Below are 12,626 nucleotides of genomic sequence, written 5' to 3'. Positions count from 1 at the left end.
AGGCCCGCCGCAGGCGCCCCACAGCCTCCGCGCCCCACGTCCCCGCACCCCACGCCCCCGCACCCTCACCCGGCCCCAAGCCCCCGCACCCGCTCCCAAACCCCCGCATCCACAACCCCCACCCGCCGCCGAAACCCCCGCACGGCGACCTCCCGCAGCTCATCCGTCTCCAGGAAGCTCGCCCGCCCCCGCGCATCCCCCACCGTTCCCGCGGGCAGCGCGATCACCCCGGGCCGCTCCTCGTGGTACTTGCTGGTGATCTTCGCGACGAGCGCCGAGTCACCCCGTACCGACAGCACCAGGCAGGGCCGGTCCTTCGCCCCGGGCCCGTCCTCGTACGGCACCTCGGCCCACCAGATCTCCCCGGCCCGCGGCCTCCGCTCCGGCCCGCGCGTCGGCTCGCGCCCCGGCCCCGCGGGCGGACGCGTCCGCCCGCTCGGACGCCCGCCGGAACGGCCTCTGGGCCGCCGCCCACCCCGCCCCCGCCCATCGGCAACCGCCGCCACGAGCGCGAGCAGCACGACAACGGCGAACGCGATCCACCACCAGGACATGTCCATGCCCCCGACCGTACCGGCGTCCCCGCCTCTTCCATCGAACCGGTGACAGAGCAGGTGAGTTCCCCCACAACGGACGGCCGTGGAGGAGCGACCGGCTCTTTCGCGCCTTACGCTCGACAAACCGCTCAACAGACCGCACGAACCCTCCCCGTTCCCACGTCTCGGAGGTTCACGCTCCATGAAGCTCACCGTCGTCGGCTGCTCCGGCTCGTTCCCGTCCGCGGGATCAGCATGCTCGAGCTACCTCGTAGAGGCCGACGGCTTCAGGCTGCTCCTCGACATGGGCAACGGCGCCCTCGGCGAGCTGCAGCGCTACGTCGGTCTCTACGACCTCGACGCCATCTTCCTCAGCCATCTGCATGCCGATCACTGCATCGACATGTGCGCGTACTTCGTCGTCCGCTACTACCGGCACGACGGCGGCCGTCCCGCCCCCATCCCGGTCTACGGCCCCGACGGCACCGAGCAGCGGCTCACCACCGCCCACGCCGACACCCCGTCCGAGCGGGCGATGAGCGAGGTCTTCGACTTCCACACCCTGAAGCCGGGCTCCTTCGAGATCGGGCCCTTCTCGGTCCGTACGGAGAAGGTCTGCCACCCGGTCGACTCGTACGCCATCCGGATCGAGCACGACGGCCGCTCGCTCACGTACTCCGGCGACACGGGTGCCTGCGAGGCGCTGGACGAACTTGCCGAGGGTGCCGATCTGTTTCTCTGCGAAGCATCGTTCATCCATGGCAAGGAGGACATTCCAGACCTCCACCTCAACGGCCGCGAGGCGGGCGACATCGCCGCCCGCGCCGGAGTGGGCCGGCTCGTCCTCACCCACATCCCGCCGTGGACCGACGCCGACCACAACCTTGCCGACGCCCGCCTGCTCTTCGCCGGACCGGTGGAAGTGGCGGCGCCGGGCGCGGTGTACGAGATCTAGCGTCCCTCCCGGCACCAGCCGTTCGGCGGACGCCGCGGACACGACGAAGCCCCCACCTCCCGACGGGAAGGTGGGGGCTTCGTCGTGCGCCGGACGGGGCCTGCGGTGAGACCTACTTCGCCTCGGCCTTGAGGAGCTCGGCAAGCTCCTCGTCGGACTCGCGGCCCGGGGTCGGCAGGTTGAACTTGGTGATCGCGAAGCGGAAGATCACGTAGTAGACCACCGCGAAGCAGAGGCCGACCAGCACCAGCAGCCATGGCTTGCTCGCGATGCCGAGGTTCAGTCCGAAGTCGACCAGACCGGCCGAGAAGCCGAAGCCGTCCTTCATGCCGAGCCCCCAGGTGAGGGCCATCGAGACACCGGTGAGCACCGCGTGGATCGCGTACAGCGCCGGGGCGATGAACATGAACGTGAACTCGATCGGCTCGGTCACACCGGTGACGAAGGAGGTGAGCGCCAGGGAGAACATCATGCCGCCGACGACCTTGCGGCGCTCGGGGCGGGCGCAGTGGACGATCGCGAGGCAGGCCGCCGGGAGGGCGAACATCATGATCGGGAAGAAGCCGGTCATGAACTGTCCGGCCGTCGGGTCACCGGCCAGGAAGCGGTTGATGTCGCCGCTCTTGCCGTGGTACTCACCGGCCTGGAACCACGGGAACGAGTTCAGCAGGTGGTGCATGCCGACGGGGATCAGCGCACGGTTGGCGACACCGAAGATGCCTGCGCCGACCGCACCGGAACCGACCAGCCACTCACCGAAGTTGTGCAGCCCGGTGCCGAGCACCGGCCAGATGTAGCCGAAGACGATGCCGATGACCAGACCGGCGAAGGCGGAGAGGATCGGGACCAGGCGGCGGCCGCCGAAGAAGCCCGCCCAGGCCGGCAGCTTCGTCCGGTAGAACCGCTGGTAGAGCAGCGCGACGACGATGCCCATCACCACGCCGCCGAGGACCTTCGCGTCCACGGGCGCGTCCGTCATGACTATCTTGCCGTCGACCACGGTCGAGACCTGCGGGAGGTTGCTGTCCGTGAAGGTGGCGAGGACGTTCTTGAAGACCAGGTAGCCGGTGACGGCCGCGAGCGCGGTCGAGCCGTCCGACTTCTTGGCGAAGCCGATCGCGATGCCGACGGCGAACAACAGCGCCATGTTGTCGAGGATCGCGTTGCCGCCTGCCGCCATGAAGCTTGCGATCTTGGTGATGAAGTCCGGGAACGACTCCCTGCCGAGCATGTCGGCGTTGCCGAGGCGGACCAGCAGCGCGGCTGCGGGCAGCACCGCGACCGGCAGCATGAGGCTGCGGCCGATGCGCTGCATGACCGCCATCACGCCGGCGCCCCTCTTCTTGGCGACCGCAGGTGCGGTGTCTGCCGTGGACATCAACTTCCTCCATTGGGCAAGGCGCCGCCCAGGTCGTTGACGGGGGGAGGCGGCGACTCGAGAAACGCGGCAGAACGCACGCGGTCTGGACCACTCAGTGGTGTAGACCAGTTGTAGCACGGTGAGGGTTGGATAAGGAACCTGCAATTTCGACTACTTCGCATGAGCTATCACCCACGTTCGGTGACATGACGAAGGCCCCCGGACCGACAAGGTCCAAGGGCCTGCTCCGGCCGGGTCGAAGGCCCGGCTGAGGTGCTACTTCGTGAGGTTCCTCTCGATCTCCGCCTCCAGCTCATCGGGCTCCCGGCCCGGCGTCTGCAGATTGAACCTGGTGATCGCGAACCGGAAGATCGCGTAGTACACGACGGCGAAGGCCAGCCCGATCGGAATGATCAGCCACGGCTTGGTCGCCAGGCTCCAGTTGATGACGTAGTCGATCAGACCGGCCGAGAAGCTGAAGCCGTCCTTGACCCCGATCGCCCAAGTCACCGCCATCGAGACACCCGTGAGCACCGCGTGGATCGCGTACAGCAGCGGCGCGACGAAGAGGAACGAGTACTCGATCGGCTCGGTGATCCCCGTCACGAACGACGTCAGGCCGACCGAGAGCATCATGCCGCCGACCGCCTTCCGGCGATGCGGCTTGGCGCAGTGGTAGATCGCCAGCGCCGCCGCGGGGAGGGCGAACATCATGATCGGGAAGAAGCCCGAGGTGAACTGCCCGGCCGTCGGGTCGCCCGCCAGGAACCGGTTGATGTCACCGTGCACCACCGTGCCGTCCGGCTTGGTGAAGTCGCCGAACTGGAACCAGACGAACGTGTTCAGGAACTGGTGGAGGCCGATCACCAGCAACGCGCGGTTGGCGATGCCGAAGATGCCGGAGCCCACCCAGTTCAGGTCCACCAGCCACTTGGAGAAGCTGGTCAGACCGTCGCCGATCGGCTGCCACAGCCAGGCGCAGAGCGCCGCGAAGAGGAGGCCGACGAACGCCATGATGATCGGCACGAGCCGGCGGCCGTTGAAGAAGCCCAGCCAGTCCACCAGCCTGACCCGGTGGTACCGCTGCCAGAACCAGGCCGTGAGCAGACCCATCACGATGCCGCCGAAGACCCCGGGGTTCTGGTACGCCGCCGCTGTCACCTTGGCGTCGCCGGTGACGCAGGTGCCGAACCAGGTGCCTCCCGTGGTGAACGTCGAACCGGGCGCGCAGTCCACCGGGAAGGCGTGCAGCACGGCGTAGTAGACGAGGAAACCGGCCACGGCGGCGAGCGCGGTCGAGCCGTCCGACTTCTTCGCCATGCCGATCGCGACGCCGACGCAGAACAGCAGCGGAAGCCCGAGCCCCGAGTCGAGCAGCGCACCGCCCGCGGCCGCGAAGACCTTGGCGACATTGCCCCAGCCCAGGCCCTCGTCGCCGAACACGTCCGGCTGGCCCAGCCGGTTGAGGATGCCCGCCGCGGGCAGGACGGCGATCGGCAGCTGGAGGCTGCGCCCCATCTTCTGGAGGCCCTGGAAGAGGCCGTTCCACCACGTCTTCTGCGGCACTGCGGCGCTGCTCGCACTCATCGGCGTACTCCCGGAACAAGGCGCGGTCGGCGGTCGTTGCAGACTGGTGTAGACCACTTGAGGTACGGTGCGTAACCCGCCCGGAAGGCAGGGCACCGGTGATCGTCATCATTGAGGACGGCCCAGTCGCTCGCTCGCGAAGTTGGGCCAAACGTGCGTTACGGTGACGAAACGGACCCAGGGTGGGCCGTTGCATGCATGTGAACTACCAGGGAGAAGGCCATGGCCAGCAAGGCTGAGAAGATCGTCGCCGGGCTCGGCGGTATCGAGAACATCGACGAGATCGAAGGCTGCATCACGCGCCTTCGCACCGAGGTCCACGACCCCAGCAAGGTCGACGAAGCCGCGCTCAAGGCCGCCGGAGCCCACGGTGTCGTCAAGATGGGCACCGCGATCCAGGTCGTCATCGGCACCGATGCCGACCCCATCGCCGCCGACATCGAAGACATGATGTGACCAGCCGCCGCGCCCCCCGCTGAACGAGCCGCTCAGCACTCCCAGGCCCCGCCCACCCGGACGGGGCCTGCCGCACACCCGAACGGCCGTCACCCCGGCACCCGATAAAGTCGACGCCATGTCTCGTATCGACGGCCGCACCCCCGAACAGCTCCGCCCCGTCACCATCGAACGCGGATGGAGCAAGCACGCCGAAGGCTCCGTACTCATCTCCTTCGGCGACACCAAGGTCTTCTGCACCGCCTCCGTCACCGAAGGCGTCCCCCGCTGGCGCAAGGGCAGCGGCGAAGGCTGGGTCACCGCCGAATACTCCATGCTGCCCCGCTCGACCAACACCCGCGGCGACCGCGAATCCGTGCGCGGCAAGATCGGCGGCCGCACCCACGAGATCAGCCGGCTCATCGGCCGCTCCCTGCGCGCCGTCGTCGACTACAAGGCCCTCGGCGAGAACACCATCGTCCTCGACTGCGACGTCCTCCAGGCCGACGGCGGCACCCGCACCGCCGCCATCACCGGCGCGTACGTCGCCCTCGCCGACGCCGTCACCTGGGCCCAGCGCAAGAAGCTCGTCAAGCACGGCCGCAAGCCGCTGACCGACACCGTCTCCGCGATCAGCGTCGGCATCGTCGACGGCACCCCCCTCCTCGACCTCTGTTACGAGGAGGACGTCCGCGCCGAGACCGACATGAACGTCGTCTGCACCGGCGACGGCCGCTTCGTCGAAGTCCAGGGCACCGCCGAGGCCACCCCCTTCGACCGCAAGGAACTGGGCGCCCTCCTCGACCTCGCCACCGCCGGCTGCACGGAGCTCACCGTCCTCCAGCGCGAGGCCCTGGCCCGAACTCTCGGCGAGTGAAAAGGTAAAGAAGCAACCAAGTACGCACCACAGAGCGTCGTTACGAACACGGGCGCACGGGTCGAACCGTGCGCCCGTCCGCGCATCCGCACCTGGGGAGGACCCGCACCATGGCCAAGGCCACCCGCCACCGCCGCATCACCGTCGCGCTGACCCTGACCGCCCTCACCGTCGCCGCCGCAGCCGGCTGCGGCGCCGTCGACAAGGCACTCGACTGCGTCCGCACCGCCGACGCCATAGCCACCAGCGTCGACAACCTCCAACAGGCCGTCTCCAACGCCTCGAACGACCCCACCCAGGCATCCGAGGCCCTCGACGAGATCGACAAGGAACTCGGCAACCTCGGCGACACGACCGACAACGCCGACCTCGGCAAGGCCGTCGACGACCTGCAGGCCGGCGTCGGCAACGTCCGCGACTCCATCGACAAGGGCGACGCCACCCCCGACATCACCCCGGTCACCGACGCCGCCAAGGAGATCGGCCAGGTCTGCACGCCCTGACCACCCCCGATACTGGGTGACATGACCCGCCTCATCCTCGCCACCCGCAACGCCGGGAAGATCACCGAACTCCACGCGATCCTCGCCGACGCAGGCCTCGACCACGAGCTCGTCGGCGCGGACGCGTACCCCCACATCCCCGACGTCAAGGAAACCGGCGTCACCTTCGCCGAGAACGCCCTCCTCAAGGCCCACGCCCTCGCGAAGGCCACCGGCCACCCCGCCGTCGCCGACGACTCCGGCCTCTGCGTGGACGTACTCGGCGGCGCCCCCGGTATCTTCTCCGCCCGCTGGGCCGGCACCCACGGCGACGACCGGGCCAACCTGGACCTGCTCCTGGCCCAGCTCTCCGACATCGACAACGCCCACCGCCGCGCCCACTTCGCCTGCGCGGCCGCCCTCGCCCTCCCCGACGGCACGGAACGCGTGGTCGAGGGCCGCCTGACGGGGACCCTGCGCCACACCCCGTCCGGCACGAACGGCTTCGGCTACGACCCGATCCTCCAGCCCGACGGCGAAACCCGCACCTGCGCGGAACTGACCCCGGCGGAGAAGAACGCGATCAGCCACCGCGGCAAGGCGTTCCGGGCGCTGGTGCCGGTGGTGCGGGAGCTGTTGGGGTAACAGCCCGTTCGGACGCAGTGGGCCCGACTCGTCATGGGTACGAGCCGGGCCCACTGCTGGGGTGCGCGAGAAGGGACTCGAACCCTCACGCCGCTAGGGCACTGGTTTCTAAGACCAGCCTGTCTCACCAATTCCAGCACTCGCGCTTCCCTGGCAGTCTACAAGGGGAGGAGGCGCGGGCCAGAAGAGTTATGTGGTGTCCGTCTTGGCACCGTGACGGTTGCGGCACCACGTTTCGGTCAATGCGTGGCAGTTGGGGCAGAGGTAGCGGAGATTCTCGGCTCGGTTGTCGAGCCAGTCGCCGTTGATGTGATCGATCTGGAGCGTGAGGGGCCGGCCCAACCACTCGCCAGGGTTGTCACAGGACTCGCACTGGTATGCGACACCGATCTCCTGCAAGGCGCGGTGAAGTCTTTGCCGGTTTACGCGCGTTGAGCCCTGTGGCATCACCACGAGGGTCGTCGGTGCAATCGCCCGGGGCCCCTGTGCTTGAGCTGAGCCCCAGGCTCGGCGCGTGAAGTGGCTTGTGTCGAGCTTCAGCTGAAGGGCCTTGCGCCGCACACGTCGGTGATTCGTGCCGTTGACCTCAAGGCCGAGTACGCGCATGACGTCTGCGTAACTGCTGGCCCGCGGAACGGCTTCCCGCAACGTGTCCTCCGGGATCACGAGGCGTGCATTGCGGAAATGGGAAGTGTCGATCCCTTTTTTGCGCAGCATGCTCGCCAACGCGGAGCGCGACTGGCCGTCGTCACGTACTCCGAGGCTCCGTGCCACTCCTCGAACGCTCTCGGCGGAAGCGGCGGCCCTCTGCAGTTCCTCACCAGTGAACAGCAGGCCGAGTTGCGGACGGTTCATGCCGGGGAAGTGGCTGACGTCGATCCCTGCGGCTGCGATGCGGCGGCTTATGCGAGAGAGCGTGCCACTTGCTGGTGGCACTCCGAGCTTGGTGACGACCTCGCGCAGCGACGAGGAGGACGCAACAGCGGCGGCAATGGCTGCGTCCGGATACTTTCGCCACGGGCTGCGCTGATTGAAGTGGGCTGTGTCCAGCCCGTGCCTGGCTACCTTCTCTTGAAGCACACGCCGCTGGCCGCCGCTCTTCCTGAGCCCGAGCCGGCGCATCAGATCCGTCCAGTTCCTTGACTCGGCGACGGCGGTGGCGAGCCTTTCCCGTTCGTACGCATCAGACACGACGCCCCCTGGCGGAAGCCGAACTGGGTCCTTGGTGTCTGCCTTCCCGGGCAGTGTCGTACGGGTGCTCCCGCGCGTGTGGATTCACCGACATGCTCCCCTCCGCATCCGACCGCATGTTCGCGGCCTCGTACGGATCAACGAGCTGTTTATCGGAGAGCGGCGTCCGATATCCGAGAAAATGCGGAATGGCCTGCACCGCTTCAATCGCGGTTGAAGCGGTGCAGGCCATTTCGTCGGGGGTCGGATCTGGATCGGCCCCGGTGGGGTTCGGGGTGGTTCAGATGCCGAGGTCTTTGATGATCTTGGCCACGTGGCCGGTGGCCTTGACGTTGTAGAGGGCTCGTTCGACCTTGCCATCTTCGTCCACGACGATCGTGGAGCGGATGACGCCCGTCACCGTTTTGCCGTAGAGCTTCTTCTCGCCGAAGGCGCCGTAGGCCTCAAGGGTCTCCTTGGAGGGGTCGCCGACCAGGGTGACCTTGAGGTTCTCCTTCTCGCGGAACTTGGCGAGCTTCTCGGGCTTGTCGGGGGAGACGCCGATCACGTCGTATCCGGCGCCGGCGAGCAGGTCCAGGTTGTCGGTGAAGTCGCAGGCCTGCTTGGTGCAGCCGGGGGTGAGGGCGGCCGGGTAGAAGTAGACGATGACCTTGCGGCCCTTGTGGTCGGCGAGTGAGATCTCGTTGCCGTCGGCGTCGGGAAGGGTGAAGGCGGGGGCGGTGTCGCCGGGCTGGAGTCGCTCGCTCATGGTTCTCCTCAGTTGGACACGCGGGGTGTATGGGACCGAGCGTAATAGGGGTGCCGCCGGGTGCGTGGGCGGTCGAGCTGACAGACTGTCGACGAAGGTTTACCGGACGAGGACCACGGAGGCGGCGCGGTGTCGGATGCCAGGACCCCTGCGCAGATCGAGGCGGACATCATCAGCAGGCGTGAGCAGCTGGCGGTGGTGCTCGATGAGATCGGGGTGCGGGTGCACCCGAAGACGATCATGGGGGATGCGAAGGCCAAGGCCGCCGAGGCCGTGGACCGGACGGCGGGACGGGCCTTCGTCGCGGTGAACCGGACGGTGTCGGACGTGAAGGCGCGGTTCGTGTCCGAGGAGGGCTCCCCGCGTCTGGAGCGGGTGATTCCGGCGGCGTTGCTCGTGGTGGGTGTCGTGGGGCTGTTCGCGGTGTCGAAGCGGCGGCGGAAGAAGTGACGGAGCGGTCGGTGCACCCCGGAGGCGTGGGGAGCCGCGGTGGGCAGGTAGGTTGCGGGGCGTGAGCGAGAACACCGACGACAAGCTGCCCATCCGTATGCTGCACGACCGTGTGCTGGTCCGGTCCGATACACCGGAGGGCGAGCGGCGGTCCGGTGGCGGCATTCTGATTCCGGCGACGGCCGCGGTCGGCCGCCGCCTGGCCTGGGCCGTGGTCGTCGCGGTGGGCCAGAACGTGCGGACGGTGGAGCCGGGCGACCGGGTGCTGTACGACCCCGAGGACCGTGCGGAGGTCGAGGTGCGCGGTGTGGCGTACGTGCTGATGCGCGAGCGGGATCTGCACGCGGTGGCGGCGGACCGGTTCGAGGGGTCCATGGATTCCACCGGGTTGTATCTGTAGGCCGCCCGCGGCGGCGCTCGACGCAGGGCCTGGTGACCGTTGTCACCAGGCCCTTTACATGTTCTTTGCTACGGTTGAGTGATCCCGACGAGACGCGCCGTACCGGGCTCCGCAAAGACGACGCACCCCGTGTTGTTCGCGTTTCTGTCTCGTCGGAGGTGCCGTCATGGCCTGGGTTCTGCTCGTTGTCGCCGGTCTGCTGGAAGTGGCCTGGTCGATCGGGATGAAGTACACCGAGGGGTTCACACGGCTGTGGCCGAGTGTGTTCACGGGGCTGGGGATCGTGGTGAGCATGGTGTTGCTCTCGCATGCGGCGCGGACGCTGCCGATCGGCACGGCCTACGGCGTGTGGGTCGGTATCGGGGCGGCCGGTGCGGCGGTTCTCGGCATGGTGGTGCTGGGTGAGCCGGTGACCGCCGCCCGGATCTTCTTCGTCTGTCTGCTGCTGGTGGCCGTCGTGGGCCTGAAGGCGACCGCGGGTCACTGAAGCGGTACCGGGGTGCCCTGCGGCGCTGCGGGCGCCGGGGGTGCCTGCGGGGCCGGGGTGCCTCGGGCGCCCGGGAGGAAGTCGTAGCGGTCCTCGTCTTCGCCGTAGTTCCTGCCGCCGTCCTCCGGTCCGCCGCCCGGCGGGAAACCCGTGTCCGTGCCGCCGGTGTCGGGTTCGCTGCTCCCGGGGGTCGGCGGGCTGCTGGGCGGGGTGCTCGCGGGGCTGCTGGGAGGGGCGCTGAAGGGGGGCTCGGACGGGCTCCCGGTCCCGGCGGGGCTGCTGCTCTGCCCGGTGGGCGGGAGGGTTTCCTCGGCGCCCTTTTCGACGGTGAGGTCGAAGCCCTTGACCGTGGTGCCGCGCAGCGCTGCCTCGGTGTACTGGGCCCAGGTCTGGGCGGGTGCGCCGCCGCCGTTGATGCGGGCCAGCCCGAGTGCTCCGTAGAGCGGTTTCTGTACGCCGGTCTCGGGGTCCTGGCCCATGACGGCGATGACGGTGGTGAGGTCGGGGGTGTAGCCGGCGAACCAGGCCGCCCTGTCCTCCTCGGCGGTGCCGGTCTTGCCCGCGGCGGGGCGCCCCGCGGCCTGCGCGGCAGTGGCGGTGCCGCCCTCGACGACGCTCTGGAGGACGGCGGTGGTGGTGTCGGCGGCCTCGCGGCTGACGGCCTGCCGGGTGCTCCTGCCGGGGAGTTCCAGCTCCACGCCGTCCTTGCTGACCTTGTCGACGAGGGTGTACGCGCCGTGCCTGCCGTGGTTGGCGAGGGTGGCGTACGCCTCGGCCATGTCGAGGACGCTGGCGGTGGCGACACCGAGCGCCACGGACGGGGTCGGGGTGAGGTCGGGGGTGTCCGCGGGGATGCCGAGACTGATGGCGGTCTGCTTGACCCTCTCCGGGCCGACGTCCTCGGCCATCTGGGCGTAGACGGCGTTGACGGACTTGTCGGTGGCGGCGCGGACGGTGATGGGTCCGTAGCTGACGTCGTCCTCGTTGGCGGGGGCGTATCCGGTGGGTCCGCCGGGGCCCTGGACCATGCGTTTGTTGGTGCCGTCGTACACGGTGTTGGGGGTGATGCGCCGCCCGTCCTGGGTGGTGGATCCATTGGCGACGGCGGAGGTGAAGACGAACGGCTTGAAGGTGGAGCCGACCTGGTAGTCGCGGCGGGTCGCGTTGTTCACGTACTGCCTGGTGTAGTCGACGCCGCCGTACATGGCGACGACCCGGCCGGTCTTCGAGTCGACGGAGGCGCCGCCGACGCGGACGTTGCGGTCGGCCGTACGCTCGCTGCTCGTCTTGGACATGACGTTGTCGTCGACGGCCTTGACGAGCGCGTTCTGTTTCTTCTTCTCCAGTGTGGTGGTGATCCGGTAGCCGCCGGTGGCCAGGGTGTTCTCGTCGATGACCTTGTTGCTGGTGAGGTAGTCCTCGACGGCCTGGACGATGTAGCCGCGTTGTCCGGAGAGCCCGGTGGAGGACTTGACCTTGCCGGGTACGGGGAAGGTCATGGCGGCGCGTTCGGCGGGGCCGAGCCACTTCTCCTTGACCATGCCGTCGAGTACGTAGTTCCAGCGGGCGAGGGCCGCGGGCTTGTTCTGGGGGTGGACGACGACGTCGTACGCGCTGGGGGCGTTGAGCAGGGAGGCGAGGTAGGCGCCCTCGGCGGTGGTGATGTCGCCGACGTCCTTGCCGTAGTAGGCCTGCGCGGCGGCCTGGATGCCGTAGGCGTTGCGGCCGAAGTAACTGGTGTTGAGGTAGCCCTCGAAGATCTGGTTCTTGGACTCCTCGCGGTTGAGTTTGACCGCGATGAAGAACTCCTTGATCTTGCGGATGACGGTCTGTTCCTGGCCGAGGTAGTAGTTCTTGACGTACTGCTGGGTGATGGTGGAGCCGCCCTGTCTGCCCTTGCCGGTGAGGGTGTTCCAGGCGGCGCGGGTCATGGCTTTGAGGTCGACGGCCCGTTCGGAGTAGAAGTCGCGGTCCTCGGCGGCGAGGACGGCGTGCTGGACGGTGAGCGGGACCTGGGCGAGTCTGACGTTCTCCCGGTTGACATCGCCGGAGCGGGCGATGACGCTGCCGTCCTTGTAGAGGTAGACGTTGGACTGCGCGGTGGCGCTGGCGTTGGCGGGCGGGATGTCGACGACTTCGTATCCGGCGATGAAGCCGCCGATCAGCAGCAGGGCGACGACGAGTACGGTGCCGAGGGCCATCCGCCAGGTGGGGACGGCGCGGCGCCAGCCGGTGCGCTTGGGGCGTTTGGGGCTCCTGGAGCCCGTGGGCTGCTTCCCCGTGCCGGCGTTGCCGCCCTGTTCCGCGCCGACGTTGCCGTTGTCTCTGCCGTGGGCGGACGGGTCCCTGGGGGGCCAGCCATGGGGTTCGTGCTCCCCGCTCGGCTGCTGTGGCTCGTCGCTCATGTCCGTGCAGACTCCTCGGCCGCGGTCAGTTCCCCCATAGTGCCCTTTTCTGCGGAATAAGCCCCGGA

At 68.5% G+C, this 12,626-nt stretch carries 14 protein-coding genes, 1 tRNA gene and 1 riboswitch; of the genes, 8 read left to right on the top strand and 7 right to left on the bottom strand.

Annotation, left to right across the window (positions count from 1 at the left end; genetic code table 11):
- Positions 1-65 precede the first annotated feature (65 nt).
- Positions 66-560 (bottom strand): type II toxin-antitoxin system PemK/MazF family toxin, encoded by a 495-nt coding sequence (locus tag OG507_RS14760; protein ID WP_327367658.1) that lies wholly within the window; start codon positions 558-560, stop codon positions 66-68.
- Positions 561-738: 178 nt separating this feature from the next.
- On the opposite strand from OG507_RS14760, the gene OG507_RS14755 reads away from it, so the two are divergent.
- A complete protein-coding gene (locus tag OG507_RS14755; RefSeq protein ID WP_327367657.1) occupies positions 739-1,491 on the top strand; it encodes an MBL fold metallo-hydrolase in 753 nt (250 codons plus the stop codon).
- A gap of 112 nt (positions 1,492-1,603) precedes the next feature.
- On the opposite strand, the gene OG507_RS14750 is transcribed toward OG507_RS14755, so the two are convergent.
- A complete protein-coding gene (locus OG507_RS14750; RefSeq protein WP_327367656.1) occupies positions 1,604-2,869 on the bottom strand; it encodes a PTS transporter subunit EIIC in 1,266 nt (421 codons plus the stop codon).
- A 258-nt stretch (positions 2,870-3,127) separates the two neighbouring features.
- Entirely contained in the window at positions 3,128-4,438 is a 1,311-nt protein-coding gene (locus OG507_RS14745) for a PTS transporter subunit EIIC (protein WP_327367655.1), read from the bottom strand.
- A 222-nt stretch (positions 4,439-4,660) separates the two neighbouring features.
- Here OG507_RS14745 and OG507_RS14740 point away from each other — a divergent pair, with 222 nt between their 5' ends.
- From OG507_RS14740 to rdgB, 4 genes are all read left to right on the top strand, one after another.
- The gene (locus OG507_RS14740; RefSeq protein WP_014156020.1) at positions 4,661-4,894 is read left to right on the top strand and encodes a glucose PTS transporter subunit EIIB; all 234 of its coding nucleotides are present in this window, start codon (positions 4,661-4,663) and stop codon (positions 4,892-4,894) included.
- Between the two features lie 118 nt (positions 4,895-5,012).
- Positions 5,013-5,750, top strand: coding sequence for a ribonuclease PH (gene rph / locus OG507_RS14735; RefSeq protein ID WP_327367654.1), 738 nt, complete (start codon positions 5,013-5,015; stop codon positions 5,748-5,750).
- Positions 5,751-5,860: 110 nt separating this feature from the next.
- The gene (locus OG507_RS14730; protein ID WP_327367653.1) at positions 5,861-6,253 is read left to right on the top strand and encodes a hypothetical protein; all 393 of its coding nucleotides are present in this window, start codon (positions 5,861-5,863) and stop codon (positions 6,251-6,253) included.
- A 21-nt stretch (positions 6,254-6,274) separates the two neighbouring features.
- Positions 6,275-6,877 carry an RdgB/HAM1 family non-canonical purine NTP pyrophosphatase gene (gene rdgB, locus OG507_RS14725; protein WP_327367652.1) on the top strand — a complete coding sequence of 201 codons (603 nt, stop codon included), beginning with the start codon at positions 6,275-6,277 and terminating at the stop codon, positions 6,875-6,877.
- A 62-nt stretch (positions 6,878-6,939) separates the two neighbouring features.
- On the opposite strand, the gene OG507_RS14720 is transcribed toward rdgB, so the two are convergent.
- The 3 genes from OG507_RS14720 to bcp all read right to left on the bottom strand — a co-directional run bounded on the left by OG507_RS14720 (position 6,940) and on the right by bcp (position 8,816).
- Positions 6,940-7,023 (bottom strand) — tRNA-Leu (locus OG507_RS14720).
- A gap of 43 nt (positions 7,024-7,066) precedes the next feature.
- Positions 7,067-8,068 (bottom strand): HNH endonuclease signature motif containing protein, encoded by a 1,002-nt coding sequence (locus OG507_RS14715; protein WP_327367651.1) that lies wholly within the window; start codon positions 8,066-8,068, stop codon positions 7,067-7,069.
- Between the two features lie 280 nt (positions 8,069-8,348).
- A complete protein-coding gene (gene bcp / locus OG507_RS14710; protein ID WP_327367650.1) occupies positions 8,349-8,816 on the bottom strand; it encodes a thioredoxin-dependent thiol peroxidase in 468 nt (155 codons plus the stop codon).
- Between the two features lie 129 nt (positions 8,817-8,945).
- On the opposite strand from bcp, the gene OG507_RS14705 reads away from it, so the two are divergent.
- From OG507_RS14705 to OG507_RS14695, 3 genes are all read left to right on the top strand, one after another.
- Positions 8,946-9,266 (top strand): DUF3618 domain-containing protein, encoded by a 321-nt coding sequence (locus tag OG507_RS14705; RefSeq protein ID WP_327367649.1) that lies wholly within the window; start codon positions 8,946-8,948, stop codon positions 9,264-9,266.
- 61 nt (positions 9,267-9,327) lie between these two features.
- Positions 9,328-9,666 carry a GroES family chaperonin gene (locus OG507_RS14700; RefSeq protein ID WP_327367648.1) on the top strand — a complete coding sequence of 113 codons (339 nt, stop codon included), beginning with the start codon at positions 9,328-9,330 and terminating at the stop codon, positions 9,664-9,666.
- Between the two features lie 61 nt (positions 9,667-9,727).
- Positions 9,728-9,793: riboswitch (guanidine-III (ykkC-III) riboswitch) on the top strand.
- A 39-nt stretch (positions 9,794-9,832) separates the two neighbouring features.
- On the top strand, positions 9,833-10,153 hold the full coding sequence (locus OG507_RS14695; RefSeq protein ID WP_327367647.1) for a DMT family transporter: 321 nt from the start codon (positions 9,833-9,835) through the stop codon (positions 10,151-10,153).
- Here OG507_RS14695 and OG507_RS14690 read toward each other — a convergent pair.
- Positions 10,147-12,558 carry a transglycosylase domain-containing protein gene (locus OG507_RS14690; RefSeq protein ID WP_327367646.1) on the bottom strand — a complete coding sequence of 804 codons (2,412 nt, stop codon included), beginning with the start codon at positions 12,556-12,558 and terminating at the stop codon, positions 10,147-10,149. The two genes, OG507_RS14695 and OG507_RS14690, sit on opposite strands and share 7 nt — an antisense overlap.
- Between the last annotated feature and the right edge of the window lie 68 nt (positions 12,559-12,626).

It is taken from the genome of Streptomyces sp. NBC_01217, assembly GCF_035994185.1.
GTDB lineage: Bacteria > Actinomycetota > Actinomycetes > Streptomycetales > Streptomycetaceae > Streptomyces.
This window is presented reverse-complemented; position numbering and strand designations above follow the sequence as displayed.

Coding starts and splice junctions, on each gene's coding strand:
- OG507_RS14760 (WP_327367658.1), bottom strand. CDS start 560: ATGGACATGTCCTGGTGGTGGATCGCGTTCGCCGTTGTCGTGCTGCTC.
- OG507_RS14740 (WP_014156020.1), top strand. CDS start 4,661: ATGGCCAGCAAGGCTGAGAAGATCGTCGCCGGGCTCGGCGGTATCGAG.
- OG507_RS14745 (WP_327367655.1), bottom strand. CDS start 4,438: ATGAGTGCGAGCAGCGCCGCAGTGCCGCAGAAGACGTGGTGGAACGGC.
- OG507_RS14695 (WP_327367647.1), top strand. CDS start 9,833: ATGGCCTGGGTTCTGCTCGTTGTCGCCGGTCTGCTGGAAGTGGCCTGG.
- OG507_RS14750 (WP_327367656.1), bottom strand. CDS start 2,869: ATGTCCACGGCAGACACCGCACCTGCGGTCGCCAAGAAGAGGGGCGCC.
- bcp (WP_327367650.1), bottom strand. CDS start 8,816: ATGAGCGAGCGACTCCAGCCCGGCGACACCGCCCCCGCCTTCACCCTT.
- rph (WP_327367654.1), top strand. CDS start 5,013: ATGTCTCGTATCGACGGCCGCACCCCCGAACAGCTCCGCCCCGTCACC.
- OG507_RS14690 (WP_327367646.1), bottom strand. CDS start 12,558: ATGAGCGACGAGCCACAGCAGCCGAGCGGGGAGCACGAACCCCATGGC.
- OG507_RS14755 (WP_327367657.1), top strand. CDS start 739: ATGAAGCTCACCGTCGTCGGCTGCTCCGGCTCGTTCCCGTCCGCGGGA.
- OG507_RS14730 (WP_327367653.1), top strand. CDS start 5,861: ATGGCCAAGGCCACCCGCCACCGCCGCATCACCGTCGCGCTGACCCTG.
- rdgB (WP_327367652.1), top strand. CDS start 6,275: ATGACCCGCCTCATCCTCGCCACCCGCAACGCCGGGAAGATCACCGAA.